We start from the raw sequence: 15,055 nt of genomic DNA on the forward strand, positions 1-15,055 counted from the left end.
TAAGAAATGAAATAAACTACTTTTTAACAAAAAGGGCCTTTTGAATCCCTACAGACCAGTATGAATAGAAATCTTTATGCTCACTGTACATTGGAGCAAAGCCATCCAGGCGGTCTGCGGTTGATACATTTAACTGATAATTAATGTTTACGGACCACGTTGGCCCGGTCATTGACTGTTTGAACGGAATGTCGATTCCGACATTTAACGGAATGACTGTTGCTGTTTTATCATAGGTGCCATAAGCGTCATCAAAAAGCTGGCGGGTATTTCCCTCATTAATTTTTGCGTTAACATCGCTTCTTATCAGACCAATACCGACACCTGCATAAGCATAGGCGAGATAACCCGCCAGTCCTTGCTTTTTGAGAGAATAGAGCCCGTAATTTTTCTTTGCGGCGTAAAACTGGCCTGCACGAATCTTTATATTGAAATTGCCGGCCATGAAATCATTTTTAAAACTTCCGAAATTTGCTTCCCCTTTTAAATTTCCAGCCTGCAAGTTTATTCCCGCTGAGAAGAAGGGACTGAGATGGAAATCAAAGTTTGCACTTCCGGCATATCCAACGGGTTCGTTTTTAAAATCACCGTGAAGATTGGTTCCCCCGAAACCAAGTCCGACACTGAATGGAGAAGAGAATTGTGCCTTTAAGCTTGTAAAACAGCCCGCACAAAGGATTAATACAGAGCAAATAACTTTTTTGCCACGTACATTTATCTTATAGATTTTATTCATAAATAGATAAAAAGTAAAGTAAGTCAACAACTTTTTCACCTATCGTTGCCCGACCGTTAAACAGATGTGGCAACAAATAGTTTGAGGACATGTTAAAAAATATGATATAAGAGTCTGAAGCAATAAACAATTATATGCTAAAACATGTTTAATAACTTATCAGACAGATATGAAGGCAATAAAAAAAATATTTTTCTCAATTCTTACAGGGATGGTATTGAGCGCGTGCGGAACGTCGACGCAAATTGTGGGATCATGGAAGAAGGGCGGGGCTGATACTTTAACTTACAAAAAGGTGCTTGTTGCGGCGTTGACCAACAATTTGCAGGCTAAACAAAAAGTGGAGAATGCGCTTGCGGCCGTTTTTTCAGTCAGGGGAGCTACCGTTTCAAGAAGTCTGGATGTGTTCCCTCCGGACATTGAAAGCAAGAATAATAAAGACAAGGATGCATTTCTGAAGAAGATTAAGGATTATGATACTGATTTGATTGTGACCAATGCAGTGGTTGATAAAAAGACTCAGGAACGTTACATGGGTGGCGGTTATGCGCCCTGGGGCTGGGCTGGTAATTTCGGCGGGTATTACCGAGGGTATTACGGCCGCTTTTATGACCCCGGATACTATACTTTAGATAAGGTATATTATTTAGAGACCAACGTATTTGATGCGAAAACCGATCAGCTTATATGGTCTGCTCAGTCGAGAACCTACAACCCATCAAGTCTGAACAGCTTTATTGATGATTATGCAAAAGTTATTGTAGAAAAGATGACCAATGATGGTATTTTAAAATAACGAAAAAGAAGAAGTTTGACTAAATACGCTCTCAAAAAAAAACCGCCTCTATTTGAGACGGTTTTTTTATACTTAATAAGTATTATGCTTCATCTGGCTGTAAACCCCAGTGAGCTGGAGAACGCCATAGAGCTGAAAGTAATAATTCTCTCATGTAGAAGAATTCCTTAGGAAGCTTGTCGTACATTCTTTGGAATAATTCGTCATGGCTCTGAATTTCTTTCTTCCATGCTTCTCTGTCAACTTCCATGATCTTCTCGAAATCTTGTCTGGAGAAGTCAAGACCAGTCCAGTCCATGTCTTCGTAACGAGGCATGTAACCAATAGGACTTTCAACGGCACTTGTTTTACCAGTAACCCTTTGAACGATCCATTTTAGAGCACGCATGTTATCGCTGTATCCTGGCCACAGGAATTTTCCGTTTTCGTCTTTTCTGAACCAGTTTACACAGAAGATACGTGGTGCCTTAGGAAGGCTGCGACCAAACTGTAACCAGTGGTTGAAGTAATCAGCCATGTGATATCCGCAGAAAGGAAGCATTGCAAATGGGTCACGACGAACTTTACCGATTTCGCCAAATGCAGCAGCAGTCATTTCAGAACCGATAGTTGAAGCAGTGTACACTCCGAAGTTCCAGTTGAATGCCTGGTGTACCAAAGGCACAGTGCTTGCGCGACGGCCACCGAATACGAATGCTTCTACAGGAACACCCTGTGGATCTTCCCATTTAGGGTCGATAGAAGGACATTGGTAAGCAGGGGCGGTAAAACGTGAGTTTGGATGTGCAACCAGTTCGCCGCTTGCAGGATCGTGTTTTTTACCTTTCCAGTTAGTGATATTTTCAGGAGCCTTGTCAGTTAAGCCTTCCCACCAGATATCACCATCAGGAGTAACACCTACGTTAGTGAAGATAGCGTTGCTGCCTAAAGTCTTCATTGCGTTAGGATTGGTATGCTCGTTGGTACCTGGAGCTACGCCGAAGTAACCGTTTTCAGGATTGATAGCGTAAAGTTTTCCATCAGGACCTGGTTTGATCCATGCAATATCATCACCTACTGTAGTGATCTTCCAGTCACTCATTGATGCTGGAGGAATAAGCATTGCAAAGTTGGTTTTACCGCAAGCACTTGGGAATGCAGCGGCGATGTAGGTTTTTTCCTTTTCAGGGCTTTCTACACCGAGGATAAGCATGTGTTCAGCCAGCCATCCTTCTTCTTTACCCATTACAGAGGCAATACGAAGAGCAAGACATTTCTTACCTAATAATGCGTTACCACCATAACCTGATCCGTAAGAAACGATAGATCTTTCTTCAGGGTAATGTACAATGTATTTAACAGTTGGGTTACAAGGCCATTTTACATCTTCCTGACCGTCAGCTAAAGGAGCGCCAACAGTGTGAAGACATTTAACGAATTCGCCTTTAGTACCTAATTGCTCTAATACTTTTGTTCCAACTCTGGTCATGATATGCATGTTAAGAACTACATATTCAGAGTCAGATAATTCAACACCAATTTTAGAGATAGGAGAACCGATAGGACCCATGCAGAAAGGAACGATATAAAGAGTACGACCCTTCATACAACCTTTCATAAGGCCTTCAAGGGTTTTCTTCATTTCTTTAGGCTCTGTCCAGTTATTAGTAGGACCAGCATCTTCTTTTGTTCTGCTACAGATAAAAGTTTTATCTTCAACACGTGCAACATCACTTGGATCAGAGAAGCAAGCATAGCTATTAGGCCATTTCTTTTCGTCAAGCTTAATAAATGTGCCTTTCTCAACCATTTTATTTGCTAACTCATCATATTCTCTCTTGGAACCGTCACACAGATAAACTGCGTCAGGAGTTGTCAATTCAATAACTTCTTTGATCCAGCTTTTGAGGTCTTCATGCTGGAGTGCGTTTAGTGCATCGCTCATGTTTGTTGGTTTAAATAATACGTCGTTCATGTTATTCGATTTATATGTTATAGGCTCTTTATTATTTAAATCCCATGGCAGGAGAACTCTTCTGTATTCTATGTCGGCAATCTATTTGGTAACGTTTGTTAACTGTTACGGTGCGTTCTTTTATGCCTTGGAATTTGGTACATAGTTAGCAATAAGACTCGGTTTCGTATATGACTGTGGTCATTATTTGAAATGTATTTTATCATGTTTAAGACGGGGAAAGATCATGACCTGTTGTAAAGATTGAATTTTTATTCACAGGTATTAATTAAGGCTTTAATAAAAGTTGCCTTTCCTTGCAAAAAGAACATTTGGTTAGTTTCAGGGTGCAAAAATAAACCAATTCTAAGAACGAATCAATTATATTCGGATTTGCGTTTTGCTAAAATTATTAGTATAATACAATGGGAAAATTAATATTTTTGTCGTTATGAAACTAAGCACAAAGGAAACGCTGGAAATTTTTGCCCGCTACATCGGCAAACATGTGTGGATTGAGAACCTCAGGGGCTTAAATAATGAATTAACTCATCAGTGCGGACTACTCAAAGGACTGAAGGAAGATGCAATATTAATAAGTTATGTTTCGCGACTTTTATGGATGCCGGTAAATGATGAAGCAACCGCTCTCTATAGGTATAAACTATTGCTTCATCCCTTAAGCCGGCTTACAGAAGATATTATGGCTACTGCAAATAGTCTTCCGGCCTCTGGCTTTATTTCCCAATATTACGTGAGGCTTGGATTCGACATGCCTGTATTTATAGCGCCGGATCATCCGGGTAACTGCAAAACAGTAGCTGAGCTGGATTTGGCAGATTACCGGTCGCCGCGGGAGATTCTGGAATTAAATTATTCAGAGGCTGCGAGTACCAGCCAAACCAGTATCATTTTATAAATAAGGTCCCCCTATATCGGAGCAATAGAGAGAGGTGAAAGCAACTTGCGGAAATATGCTTTTTTTTGAAGAAAATTGCAGAAACACAGCCGTATTACTTGCAACATCATTTAGCATAATGTTATCTTTGCATCACTTTTCGGATACTATTTGCAATAGTATTATTATATGTACATTCAAATTTAAAATTTATGCGAATTGCAGTCCCTGCAGAAATTAAGAACAATGAAAACCGCGTAGCAATGACGCCTGCCGGTGTCATTCATTTAGTGCGTTTCGGGCACGAAGTATTCATTCAAAAAGGCGCTGGTATCGGCTCCGGCTTTACTGATGAGGAATATCAGCAGGCAGGGGCTGTAATTGTTGACACGGCGGCAGAAGCGTGGTCAATGGATATGGTTATGAAGGTTAAAGAGCCCATTGCTTCTGAATATCAGTATTTCAGAGAAGGCCTGATCCTTTTTACCTATCTTCATCTTGCACCTGAACCTGAGCTAACTAAAGCGCTTATCGATAATAAAGTTGTCGGTATAGCTTATGAAACCGTACAGCTAGGTAATGGTTCGCTTCCTTTGCTGACGCCGATGAGCGAAGTCGCTGGTCGCATGTCAGCCCAGATCGGCGCTCAGTTCCTTGAGAAATCTCAGGGAGGGAAAGGTGTCTTACTGGCGGGCGTGCCCGGAGTAAAGCGGTCTAAAGTCGCTATTATCGGTGGTGGAGTCGCTGGCACGAATGCCGCTAAAATTGCGGTAGGCCTTGGTGCTGATGTTACAATTATCGACTTGAATCCTGATCGGCTTCGTCAGCTGGATGATATTTTTGGTTACCAGGTAACAACGCTTATGTCTAATCCTTATAATATCGGACTCGCCGTTAAGGAGTCGGACCTGGTGATTGGCGCTGTATTAATACCTGGTGCAAAGGCTCCCAAATTGGTTACTGAAGAAATGGTTCAGTCAATGGAGCAGGGCTCTGTCCTTGTAGATATCGCGATTGACCAGGGTGGTATCTTTGAAACTACCGACAGAATTACTACACACGATAACCCTACATATATTAAACATGGCGTAGTTCATTATGCTGTTGCTAACATGCCTGGTGCTGTTCCAAGGACTTCGACGATCGCACTAACAAATGTAACTGTACCTTATGCAGTTCAGATAGCCAATAAAGGCTTTAAAAAGGCCTGTCTCGAAAACGAAGCGCTGCTTAAAGGTGTTAATACGCTGGATGGCTATGTAACTTATAAAGCTGTAGCTGATTCTCATGCCCTGGGTTTTGAGAATGTGAAAAAGCTGCTTGCCTAGGCTTAATGGGTATTTTAAATATTATTGATGTAGCACCCGGCTGTCGCCGGGTGTTTTTTTATTGTTAAATGACTATCATCATTTTGATAAGGAATCTTTTTTGTCAATTTTGCAGTTGAATATGATTATTTACAAACAATTCTTTTTTGATTCCGCTCATTTTTTGCCAAAGGTACCCAAGGGCCATAAATGCGGGGACTTACATGGACACACTTATAAGCTTACGGTTTTCTTTGAAGGTGATCTTGATCCGGTGCAGGGATGGCTTATAGATTTTAATGAAATTAAAAAGATTGTTGATCCTGTTGTATCTTCTATAGATCACAAGCTTTTAAATGATATTCCAGGGCTTGAGAATCCCACCAGCGAACTGCTTTCGGTATGGCTGTGGAATAAGATCAAACCTGAGCTTCCATTACTAAGCCGTATAGAATTAAATGAGACCCCTACATCCGGGGTAGTATACGAGGGAGCCTAATCTTTCTTTTAGTGATTGTTTCTGCCGAATCTGTAAAAGACAGAGGCCGATCCATATTGATGCGCATGTACCTGAGACTTTATCTCACGTGAGCGGAATATAACGGAAAAGTTAAGTGTCCACCGTTCTGCTGCATATTTCAATCCCACTTCCTGTGAAAATGCCATGCGCCTGGGGCTAAAGGTTACCGGCCCTTTATCATCATTAAACATCCCGCCCTGAATTGTTGCGTCATAGGCGATGAAGTGAAGTGAAGGTTGAGCAAAGAAGAATAATTCTCTGGAAGGCACACTATCAGTTGCAGAATTTGAAATACGGCTGTTTGTACTTACCGAGCTGAACAGGCGATTTATATTCCCCGCCCGGAAAAGGATACCAGCGCCTGCGCCCGAAAATGTAGTACCTATATTGGCATATCCTTTTAAGCTGAAGTCGGTATGAGGTCCCGTTCTCGAGAGCAGCCTCGTATAATCAAAAGATGTATTAAGAGCAAGCTCATTGTTTACCTGATATTGCCAGCCGGTGACTTCATAAAACTTAACTACTTTATGAAGTAATTTCTGTGCATCCTCACCCAATGCGTCTGGACCTATTGTTCCGCAATTTAATGCAACCTGAAATACCTGTTCGTTATTCAGGAACCAGTTCATCTTAAACCCACCGTAAAGATAGGCGGCAAAGGGACGATCGACATATGAAATATCAGGAACAGATCCCGACTGGGCATTGTACATATACTGTCCGGCTTCAGCTTCCCATATTCTTTTTATCGTTTTTGAATCAGTACGATCTGAGTTAAGTGCACGTCTGAAGGTTATGAAAAGCCCGTTCGTGTAATATCGGTCCTGTCCGTAAGCAAGATAAGCGTCATTCTCGCTTCTAAAGCCGAATTCATTGGCGAAATTTCTATTCTGAGAAAATGAAAAAGAAGCTAATAACAGGAATGATGTTATTGAAAAGAGTAATTTCATAAATTATATAAGCGCACAATGCCAGTAAAAAAATATATATGGTTAAAAAGCATAACCAAAGCTGAAACCCACCCAGGGGATGAATGAACCGTAGCCAAACAAGGGGCTAAATCCGCCCCGGAAACTAAAGCCACTATCAACTGGCTGGAGCCGGTAGCCAAACGTAAGATTTCCCAGTACACCGTCGCCTTCGGCGCTCAGATACTCATCTTCATTGTCGCTGAAATTTAAATAAGTTGCACCTGCACCTACTTCGAAGAAGTTTTTACCTTTTCCTAATAAATAGTTTAAACCAACCGGTATAGTAGTGATGCTATTGCCGTCGGCTGCGATATAACCTATGCCTATCCGGCCGCCCAATCCATCTCTGCGGTTAGAAAAACGGGTATCGTAGTTGCCGGAAATAGTCAGACCAGGGCCTAACATTTCTACGTAAACAGTTTGAGCTCTTTTGCTAATTAATGTATCGGTAAGTAGTCCGGATTGTTGAGCGAAGACAACTTCCCCAAAAAAGATCAGGGTAATAATAGCTGAAACAAGAATTGGTTTTTTCATTAAAAGTTTAAGTCAACACGGTGAAGGTACTGAAATAAATAAAAAAAGCAGCTCTCACGCTGCTTTTTTTATTTATTTCGGGATTGAGTACTGTTAAGCTACTTCTTTGTTTACCGATTCCCTGATTGTAAGATCGATAGGATCTTTAACTTTATCGTTAGAAAGAGCAAGGTCAATCACTTCTTTCATATCGGTTACATAGTGGAAAGACATATCTTTTATATAGTCTTCTTTTATCTCAAGGATATCTTTGTGATTGGATTTTGAAAGTATTATATCTTTAATATTTGCGCGCTTGGCGGCAAGTATTTTTTCCTTAATTCCACCGACAGGCAAAACTCTGCCTCTTAACGTAATCTCGCCGGTCATTGCAAGGTTAGGTTTAACCTTACGCTGAGTAAATGCCGACGTCAGTGCTGTAAGCATCGTTATACCGGCGGAGGGACCATCCTTCGGAGTTGCTCCTGCAGGAACGTGTACATGCACGTCCCACTGATCAAAAAGACGGAAATCGATACCGAATTTCTGTGAGTGAGCACGGAGGTAAGCCATAGCAATTGTGGCCGACTCCTTCATTACATCGCCCAGATTCCCTGTTAACGACAATTTGCCTTTTCCCGGGCTGAGACTCGCCTCTATAAACAGGATATCACCGCCAACTTGCGTCCAGGCAAGTCCTGTAACTACTCCAGCGACTTCATTTCCTTCGTACAGATCTTTATCGAAGATTGGAGGCCCAAGAATTGTTTCCATATCAGCTTTGGTAAGGGCTGAGCTGTAATCCTGATCCATAGCTATTTTAGTAGCAATCCCCCTCACTACAGAGCCGATCTTCTTCTCAAGTCCGCGTACACCCGATTCACGGGTATAATCTTCTATGATCTTTTCAATCACGGGAGGCTTAAGCATAACATCTTTCTTTTTCAGGCCGTGCTGGTCCAGCTGCTTAGGCAGCAAATGCTGCTTCGCAATTTCAATTTTTTCTTCTATAGTATATCCATTAACTTCAATAATTTCCATACGGTCGAGAAGCGCCGGTTGAATAGAACTTAAGGAGTTTGCCGTAGCGATGAACATAACATTTGAAAGGTCGTAGTCGAGTTCAACATAGTGATCGTTGAAAGCATTGTTCTGCTCCGGGTCGAGTACTTCGAGCAGGGCAGAAGAAGGATCGCCACGGAAGTCGTTTCCAACCTTATCGATTTCGTCCAATACAAAAACAGGATTAGAGGTTCCCGCTTTTTTTAGCGACTGGATAATCCGCCCAGGCATCGCTCCAATATAAGTTTTGCGGTGTCCGCGAATCTCAGCCTCATCACGAATCCCTCCAAGTGCAATACGAACGTACTTTCTGCCAAGTGCTCTGGCTATGGATTTACCCAGTGAGGTCTTTCCAACCCCCGGAGGGCCGGCAAGGCAAAGAATCGGCGCCTTCATGTTGTTTTTGAGTTTCAGAACTGCCAGATATTCTATGATTCGCCGTTTCACTTTGTCGAGTCCATAATGATCCTTATCAAGGATGCGTTCGGCTCTCTTCAGATCAAAATTGTCTTTTGAAAATTCCGACCATGGTAATTCAAGTACAAGCTCAAGATAGTTTACCTGCACTGAATAGTCGGCCGCAGCAGGATTCATCCTGCCCAGTTTGTCCAACTCCTTTATAAAATGCTCTTTTACTTCTTTTGACCATTTTTTTCTGGCAGCCCGTTCGCGGAGATTCTCAAGTTCCAGATCGGGAGAGTTTCCGCCCAGTTCTTCCTGGATTGTTTTCAGTTGCTGGTTAAGGAAGTATTCTCTTTGCTGCTTATCCAGGTCGGTGCGTACCTTCGATTGGATTTGATTCTTAAGCTCCAGCATCTGAAGTTCCGCAGTCAACTGCTCCAACACCATTTTTGCCCTGTCGCGAAGATTCGCGAGTTCCAGCATCTGTTGTTTTACCGGAACATCGGCATTCATGTTTGAAGAAATGAAGTTGATCAGAAAGGAGGTGCTTTCTATATTTTTAATGGCAATACTCGCTTCGCTCGGAAGATTCGGCGAAAGCTGAATGATCTGCATCGCCATCTCTTTAATAGAAGCTACCATAGCTTTAAATTCCTTATCCGCTTTGGGCCGTATTTCTTCAAACTTGTCGATCGTAGCTTTAATATAGGGTTCAGATTGCACTTCCTCCTTTAACCTGAATCGTTGTTTCCCCTGAATAATTACCGTTGTGCTGCCATCGGGCATCTGAAGCATCTTGATGATAAGAGCTACCGTTCCAACGATATTTAACTGGTTGAACGCAGGATCTTCTATGGCCACATCTCTCTGCGAAACAACGCCAATAGTGCGGTCGCCTTTGTAAGCATCTTTTATAAGTTTTATAGATTTATCACGTCCTACAGTAATAGGAATTACTACGCCCGGAAATAACACAGTGTTACGTAAGGGAAGTATGGATAAAACTTCGGGGGTCTGTTCATTATTCATTTCCTCTTCGTCTTCCTGCGACATCAGGGGAAAGAACTCTGTATCTTCATTTATTATGGGTAACGACTGATTAAAATCCAGCAAGTTGTTCATTCAGTTCCTTTCTCAACGTCAATATGACAGTGTGTATATTAAATATAGTGTATTTTACTTTTAGCGAATAGCTGTGCAATGCCTATGCCAATCAGAATAATTTTGTTAAAAGACCCATAGTATGGTTAACGGTGTAAAAATAAGAAAATAAAGCTGCAAAAACGTCATACGGGGCATCTTCACATTTCTATTAAAACAAAAGCAACGGGTTTAGCATTTATATCCTCGTTAAGGGGCGGTATGAAAATAAAAGAAAACTTATATTTTGTAAATAGCAAAAATAGAAATAATATTACCGTTCATTCGTTATACTTTTTAAGTAAATTTTCAATGAAAGTAATTGCATCAATTTTATCTCTTGTACTTTTTTTCAACGTTGGGGCTAAGGCACAACAGAATCAAGACATTAAAAACAACTATGTTAAATTAGGGCAGAAAGCTGTTATGGACGGTAATTTCAAACAGGCGGTTACTCACCTTGAGAAATCAATGCCTGCAGAAGCGAATAATGCTGACGTTCTATATATGCTGGCTTATTCTTACTATCATTCGGGTGATTATTCCAAAGCAATCAGTACATTCGGACAGGTTGTATCCCTTCGCCCCAATAATGTATCAGCTTATTATTACCGCGGAAAAGCGAGAAACATTCTCGGTACTCAAACTACCGCTTCAAACACAGAAAGAGAGAAGTTACTGCTTGCTGCCATAAGGGATTTTAGCAAAGCTATTGAACTTAACAACGGCGACTTGAAATTATTTCAGAACAGGGCAATTGCTTACCGTGACTACGGAATTCTAAAAGGGCAGAAGCTTCCTAAATTCTATGACAAATCTGCTGCGGAGAATGCATTTAAATCCTGCATTGACGATCTTCAGCATCTCCTCGACGCTACACCAGGTAGAAAAGATATTATGGACGAGATGAAAAAGGCCAAGGTTTATATGGCCAATCTCGATAGATAAGACTTTTTAATTATGAATTATGGGTTATGAATTATGAATTGAGTTGCGGGTTCCAGGTTGTGGGTCGTAGCCTAAGCTGCCAATCAACTTCGCCGCACAACTCATTCATAACCTATAATTAATAATTTATTCTCACAACTCACAACCCATAATTCATAACTCATAATTAACTTCGACCTTCAACTCAAAGCGCCTACCTTCTTCCGCCGAAGTCCTGCACCCAATAGTAGTTTTCCATTGATATACCCACTTCTCTGAATGAGCTATTCATAATATTGCGGCAATGGCCTTCACTCTTCAGCCATCCTTCCATTACTTCCTTAATGGTTCTTTGTCCCCATGCTATATTTTCGCCTACGGCTATGTGTTTATAACCGGTAATGGTATAACCTTCGTTCATGATCCTGTCTTTGCTGGTCTTGCCTGATTTACTAATATGGCTGAAATACTTATTCTTGCTCATATCCATTGCATGTCTTAACGCTGCAATCTGAAGCTGTGTATTCCATACAAGTGGAGGGACCGGAGGCATATACGTTTTTCCGCAGTTGCATCCCCTGGTTCTTACCTCATTAATTCTCTGAAGGAATTCCAGTTGAAAAGCATTGCCCGAGGCTGGTGAAATATTCGTTGCGGATGAAATCCTTTTCCCCGCTGGTAGGGGCACGGCACATGAGTTAAGAGTACAAAGCACTACGGCAATTAAATATGTTACGAATTTCATAGATGTAATTTCTCTCACGTGCATATAAACGAAAGACCGCTCATTTTATTGGGCGGTCTTCCGTTTTGTTCCTGGCATAGGGAATTAAAATTTCTGTTAAAGAATCACCACTTTCCTTCAATCGTGTAACGGTGGGAGCCTAATATCTTTACATCCTGAAATTTATCAATGCGATAAAGAGAATCAGGATAATAGTTTAAATGTTCTTCGGAAGTATAAAGAACATTGGTTGTTTTGTTACTGATTTGAATATGTTTAACTTTTCCTGCAGCCGACATGGTTATAGTTAACTGCTTTGTACGCACATCAGGATATAGCGCCGTATAAATTACCGCAGTTCCTTTGTTTTCGACTTTATAGCTATTCTTCCATGACGGCTTGTTTATATCGGATTCAATAAACAACGCGAGTTCGTTTTCCCAGTTGGAAATATTAACCTCTCTGACCTCTGATGTACCGTTGTCGGTGACCGTTTTATGTATTATAAGATTTTTTTTCCCCAGACGCGTTGATTCTGACGTAAAAAAGCCCCTGATGTCAAAATAGGTTATTTTTGCATCAGGAGCTGTCTCAGAACTACATCCGGCGAACCAGAATAGTGCTACAATCGGAACTATTTTCCTAAACCAAGACATTGCCCGTCATTTTCTCTGGTATTGGTACGTTCAGAATTTTTAGAACAGTAGGAGCGATATCTCCAAGTTTACCGTCTTTAATTTGTTTATAATCTTTATCTATAAGTATGCATGGTACCAGGTTTGTGGTATGAGCCGTATTCGCGGAACCGTCAGGATTGATCATAAAATCGGCATTGCCATGATCTGCAATGATGATAAATGAATAGCCTTCCTTAATTCCACATTCAACAACTGTCTTTAAGCAGCTGTCAACAGTTTCCACAGCCTTTACAACCGCTTCAAAAACACCAGTATGACCTACCATGTCAGGGTTCGCAAAGTTAAGACAAACAAAGTCAGGGTGGTTTTCAGGAAGTTCTTCGCAGATAGCGTCTCTGATACCTTCTGCGCTCATTTCCGGCTTCAGGTCGTAAGTTGCAACCTTAGGAGAGGGTATAAGCAATCTTTTTTCTCCATCGAATTCCTTTTCACGGCCTCCCGAGAAAAAGAAAGTAACATGCGGATACTTCTCGGTCTCTGCAATTCTTACCTGTGTCTTGCCGTTTCGCCCCAGTACTTCACCAAGGGTATCTACCAGATCATCTTTAGTGAACACCACTTTGACATTTTTAAATGTCTCATCATAAGTGGTCATGGTAATATAGTGGAGAGGAAGTGGTTCCAGGTGATATTCAGGGAAGGCCTTCTGTGTGAGTGCAAGTGTAATTTCGCGACCGCGGTCTGTCCTGAAGTTGAAACAAATCACTACGTCACCGGGTTGAATTGTTGCAACAGGAGCGCCTCCGGTTTGTACCTTAACGATTGGTTTCAGGAATTCGTCGGTAATACCTTCTTTGTAGGACTCTTCGATCGCAGCAGTAAAATCGGTACAAGGCTTGCCTATACCATTTACCATTAAATCATATGCCTGTTTTACGCGTTCCCAGCGGTTGTCTCTGTCCATCGCGTAGTATCTTCCTATTAAAGAGGCAATCTTAACCGGAGAGTTTTCCAGATGTGCTTCAAGAGCTTTTACGTAGTTTACTCCGCCGTTAGGGTCGGTATCACGTCCATCGAGAAAGCCATGTATAAATACATTCTCAAGATTAGCTGATTTAGCTGCATCACATAACCCATACACGTGCTTGATATGAGAATGAACGCCGCCATCAGAAAGAAGTCCGATAAAATGAACATTCTTGTTCTCGGATCTCGCGTATTGAAAAGCTTCCTGCAGCACGGGGTTAGTAAGAAGTTCTCCGTCATCCACAGCTTTATGAATGCGCCCTAACTCCTGGTATACTACACGGCCTGCGCCCAGGTTCATGTGTCCTACTTCTGAATTACCCATCTGACCGTCGGGTAAACCTACAGCCATACCCGAAGCTTCTAATTTCGAATTGGGGTATGTAGTTACCAGATAGTCAAAGAAAGGTGTATTTGCTGCAAGTATTGCATTGGATTTATCGGCCCGGCCGTAGCCCCAGCCGTCCAGAATAATAAGTGCTAATTTTTTAGTTTCCACGAAGCAAATATACATTTGAATTCTTCCGATACAAAGTGACGGATGTCATATTTATGCTGTTTATAGACTGAACAAATAACATCAAGAAATGTATTTGTTATTTTAGCGCGTTATGAAAGAAGACAAAGAGTTACTTTTCAAATTTATTAAAGACGCTTTACTTGAAGATATAGGGGATGGCGACCATACATCTCTTTCAACTATTCCTCAGGCGAAGCAGGGAACAGCAAAGCTTTTGATTAAAGAAGACGGTATTCTTGCCGGAGTTGACGTGGCTTTGGAGATATTTAAACAGGTTGATCAACAGCTTCACGCAGAAGTATTTATTCATGACGGTGCAGCGGTAAAACCAGGAGACATCGTATTAACAGTTAAAGGTCCTGTTTATTCCATCCTTACCGCAGAAAGACTTGTTCTTAATATTATGCAGCGCATGAGCGGTATCGCTACTACCACAGCGCGGATTGTTGATCTTATTAAAGATACAGGAACGAAAATTCTCGATACCAGAAAAACTACTCCCAATATGCGGTTTCTTGAAAAAATGGCAGTTAAGATAGGAGGAGGGGTAAATCATCGGTTTGGTTTATACGATATGATCCTGATTAAAGACAATCACGTCGATTACGCCGGCGGAATAAAGCAGGCACTGCAAGCAGCAAAGAGATATCTCACAGAGAAAGGTTTGAATATTCAGATAGAAATTGAGGTCCGTAACAAGGCGGAATTGCTGGAAGTGATTGAGAATGGAGGTGCTGATAGAATCTTGCTCGATAACTTCAACTTTGAACAGCTGCGGGAGGCGGTAGAGTTGGTCGGAAACAGGTTTGTAACTGAGGCTTCGGGTGGCATAACAGAGGAGAATGTTCGTGAATATGCCCTTTGTGGCGTTAATTATATCTCCATGGGTGCATTAACTCATTCCGTTAAGAGTTTGGATATGAGTTTAAAGGCTATTTAGCA

General features: G+C 41.4%; 14 protein-coding genes. 6 read left to right on the plus strand and 8 right to left on the minus strand.

What is annotated here, in order from left to right; all coding sequences use genetic code 11:
• Nucleotides 1–16 precede the first annotated feature (16 nt).
• Entirely contained in the window at nt 17–736 is a 720-nt protein-coding gene (locus BDE36_RS13075) for an outer membrane beta-barrel protein (protein ID WP_141815233.1), read from the minus strand.
• Between the two features lie 169 nt (nt 737–905).
• Between BDE36_RS13075 and BDE36_RS13080 the strand changes: the two genes are divergently transcribed.
• Nucleotides 906–1,532, plus strand: coding sequence for a DUF4136 domain-containing protein (locus BDE36_RS13080; protein ID WP_141815234.1), 627 nt, complete (start codon nt 906–908; stop codon nt 1,530–1,532).
• Nucleotides 1,533–1,614: 82 nt separating this feature from the next.
• On the opposite strand, the gene BDE36_RS13085 is transcribed toward BDE36_RS13080, so the two are convergent.
• Entirely contained in the window at nt 1,615–3,486 is a 1,872-nt protein-coding gene (locus tag BDE36_RS13085; protein WP_235904285.1) for a phosphoenolpyruvate carboxykinase (GTP), read from the minus strand.
• Between the two features lie 430 nt (nt 3,487–3,916).
• Here BDE36_RS13085 and BDE36_RS13090 point away from each other — a divergent pair, with 430 nt between their 5' ends.
• The 3 genes from BDE36_RS13090 (at nt 3,917) to queD (ending at nt 6,169) form a co-directional block, all read left to right on the plus strand.
• Nucleotides 3,917–4,384 carry a hypothetical protein gene (locus BDE36_RS13090; RefSeq protein ID WP_141815235.1) on the plus strand — a complete coding sequence of 156 codons (468 nt, stop codon included), beginning with the start codon at nt 3,917–3,919 and terminating at the stop codon, nt 4,382–4,384.
• 191 nt (nt 4,385–4,575) lie between these two features.
• Entirely contained in the window at nt 4,576–5,691 is a 1,116-nt protein-coding gene (gene ald, locus BDE36_RS13095) for an alanine dehydrogenase (RefSeq protein WP_141815236.1), read from the plus strand.
• Nucleotides 5,692–5,812: 121 nt separating this feature from the next.
• Nucleotides 5,813–6,169 (plus strand): 6-carboxytetrahydropterin synthase QueD, encoded by a 357-nt coding sequence (queD, locus tag BDE36_RS13100; RefSeq protein ID WP_141815237.1) that lies wholly within the window; start codon nt 5,813–5,815, stop codon nt 6,167–6,169.
• 8 nt (nt 6,170–6,177) lie between these two features.
• On the opposite strand, the gene BDE36_RS13105 is transcribed toward queD, so the two are convergent.
• From BDE36_RS13105 to lon, 3 genes are all read right to left on the minus strand, one after another.
• Nucleotides 6,178–7,140: a lipid A deacylase LpxR family protein gene (locus BDE36_RS13105; RefSeq protein WP_141815238.1), complete on the minus strand. Its 963-nt coding sequence runs from the start codon at nt 7,138–7,140 to the stop codon at nt 6,178–6,180.
• A 42-nt stretch (nt 7,141–7,182) separates the two neighbouring features.
• On the minus strand, nt 7,183–7,695 hold the full coding sequence (locus BDE36_RS13110; protein WP_141815239.1) for a hypothetical protein: 513 nt from the start codon (nt 7,693–7,695) through the stop codon (nt 7,183–7,185).
• Nucleotides 7,696–7,788: 93 nt separating this feature from the next.
• Nucleotides 7,789–10,260: an endopeptidase La gene (gene lon / locus BDE36_RS13115; RefSeq protein ID WP_141815240.1), complete on the minus strand. Its 2,472-nt coding sequence runs from the start codon at nt 10,258–10,260 to the stop codon at nt 7,789–7,791.
• A gap of 330 nt (nt 10,261–10,590) precedes the next feature.
• Here lon and BDE36_RS13120 point away from each other — a divergent pair, with 330 nt between their 5' ends.
• The gene (locus tag BDE36_RS13120) at nt 10,591–11,226 is read left to right on the plus strand and encodes a tetratricopeptide repeat protein (RefSeq protein ID WP_128769005.1); all 636 of its coding nucleotides are present in this window, start codon (nt 10,591–10,593) and stop codon (nt 11,224–11,226) included.
• 193 nt (nt 11,227–11,419) lie between these two features.
• Here BDE36_RS13120 and BDE36_RS13125 read toward each other — a convergent pair whose 3' ends face one another.
• The 3 genes from BDE36_RS13125 to gpmI form a co-directional block, all read right to left on the minus strand.
• Entirely contained in the window at nt 11,420–11,950 is a 531-nt protein-coding gene (locus BDE36_RS13125; protein ID WP_161973389.1) for a CAP domain-containing protein, read from the minus strand.
• A 104-nt stretch (nt 11,951–12,054) separates the two neighbouring features.
• Complete coding sequence (locus tag BDE36_RS13130) at nt 12,055–12,585, minus strand: hypothetical protein (RefSeq protein WP_141815241.1); 531 nt, start codon at nt 12,583–12,585, stop codon at nt 12,055–12,057.
• The gene (gpmI, locus tag BDE36_RS13135) at nt 12,572–14,092 is read right to left on the minus strand and encodes a 2,3-bisphosphoglycerate-independent phosphoglycerate mutase (protein ID WP_141815242.1); all 1,521 of its coding nucleotides are present in this window, start codon (nt 14,090–14,092) and stop codon (nt 12,572–12,574) included. The genes BDE36_RS13130 and gpmI overlap by 14 nt, the downstream gene beginning before the upstream one ends.
• Nucleotides 14,093–14,204: 112 nt before the next feature.
• On the opposite strand from gpmI, the gene nadC reads away from it, so the two are divergent.
• Nucleotides 14,205–15,053 (plus strand): carboxylating nicotinate-nucleotide diphosphorylase, encoded by an 849-nt coding sequence (gene nadC, locus BDE36_RS13140; RefSeq protein WP_141815243.1) that lies wholly within the window; start codon nt 14,205–14,207, stop codon nt 15,051–15,053.
• Nucleotides 15,054–15,055: the final 2 nt, after the last annotated feature.

Origin of the sequence: Arcticibacter tournemirensis, assembly GCF_006716645.1 — a bacterium.
Taxonomy (GTDB): domain Bacteria; phylum Bacteroidota; class Bacteroidia; order Sphingobacteriales; family Sphingobacteriaceae; genus Arcticibacter; species Arcticibacter tournemirensis.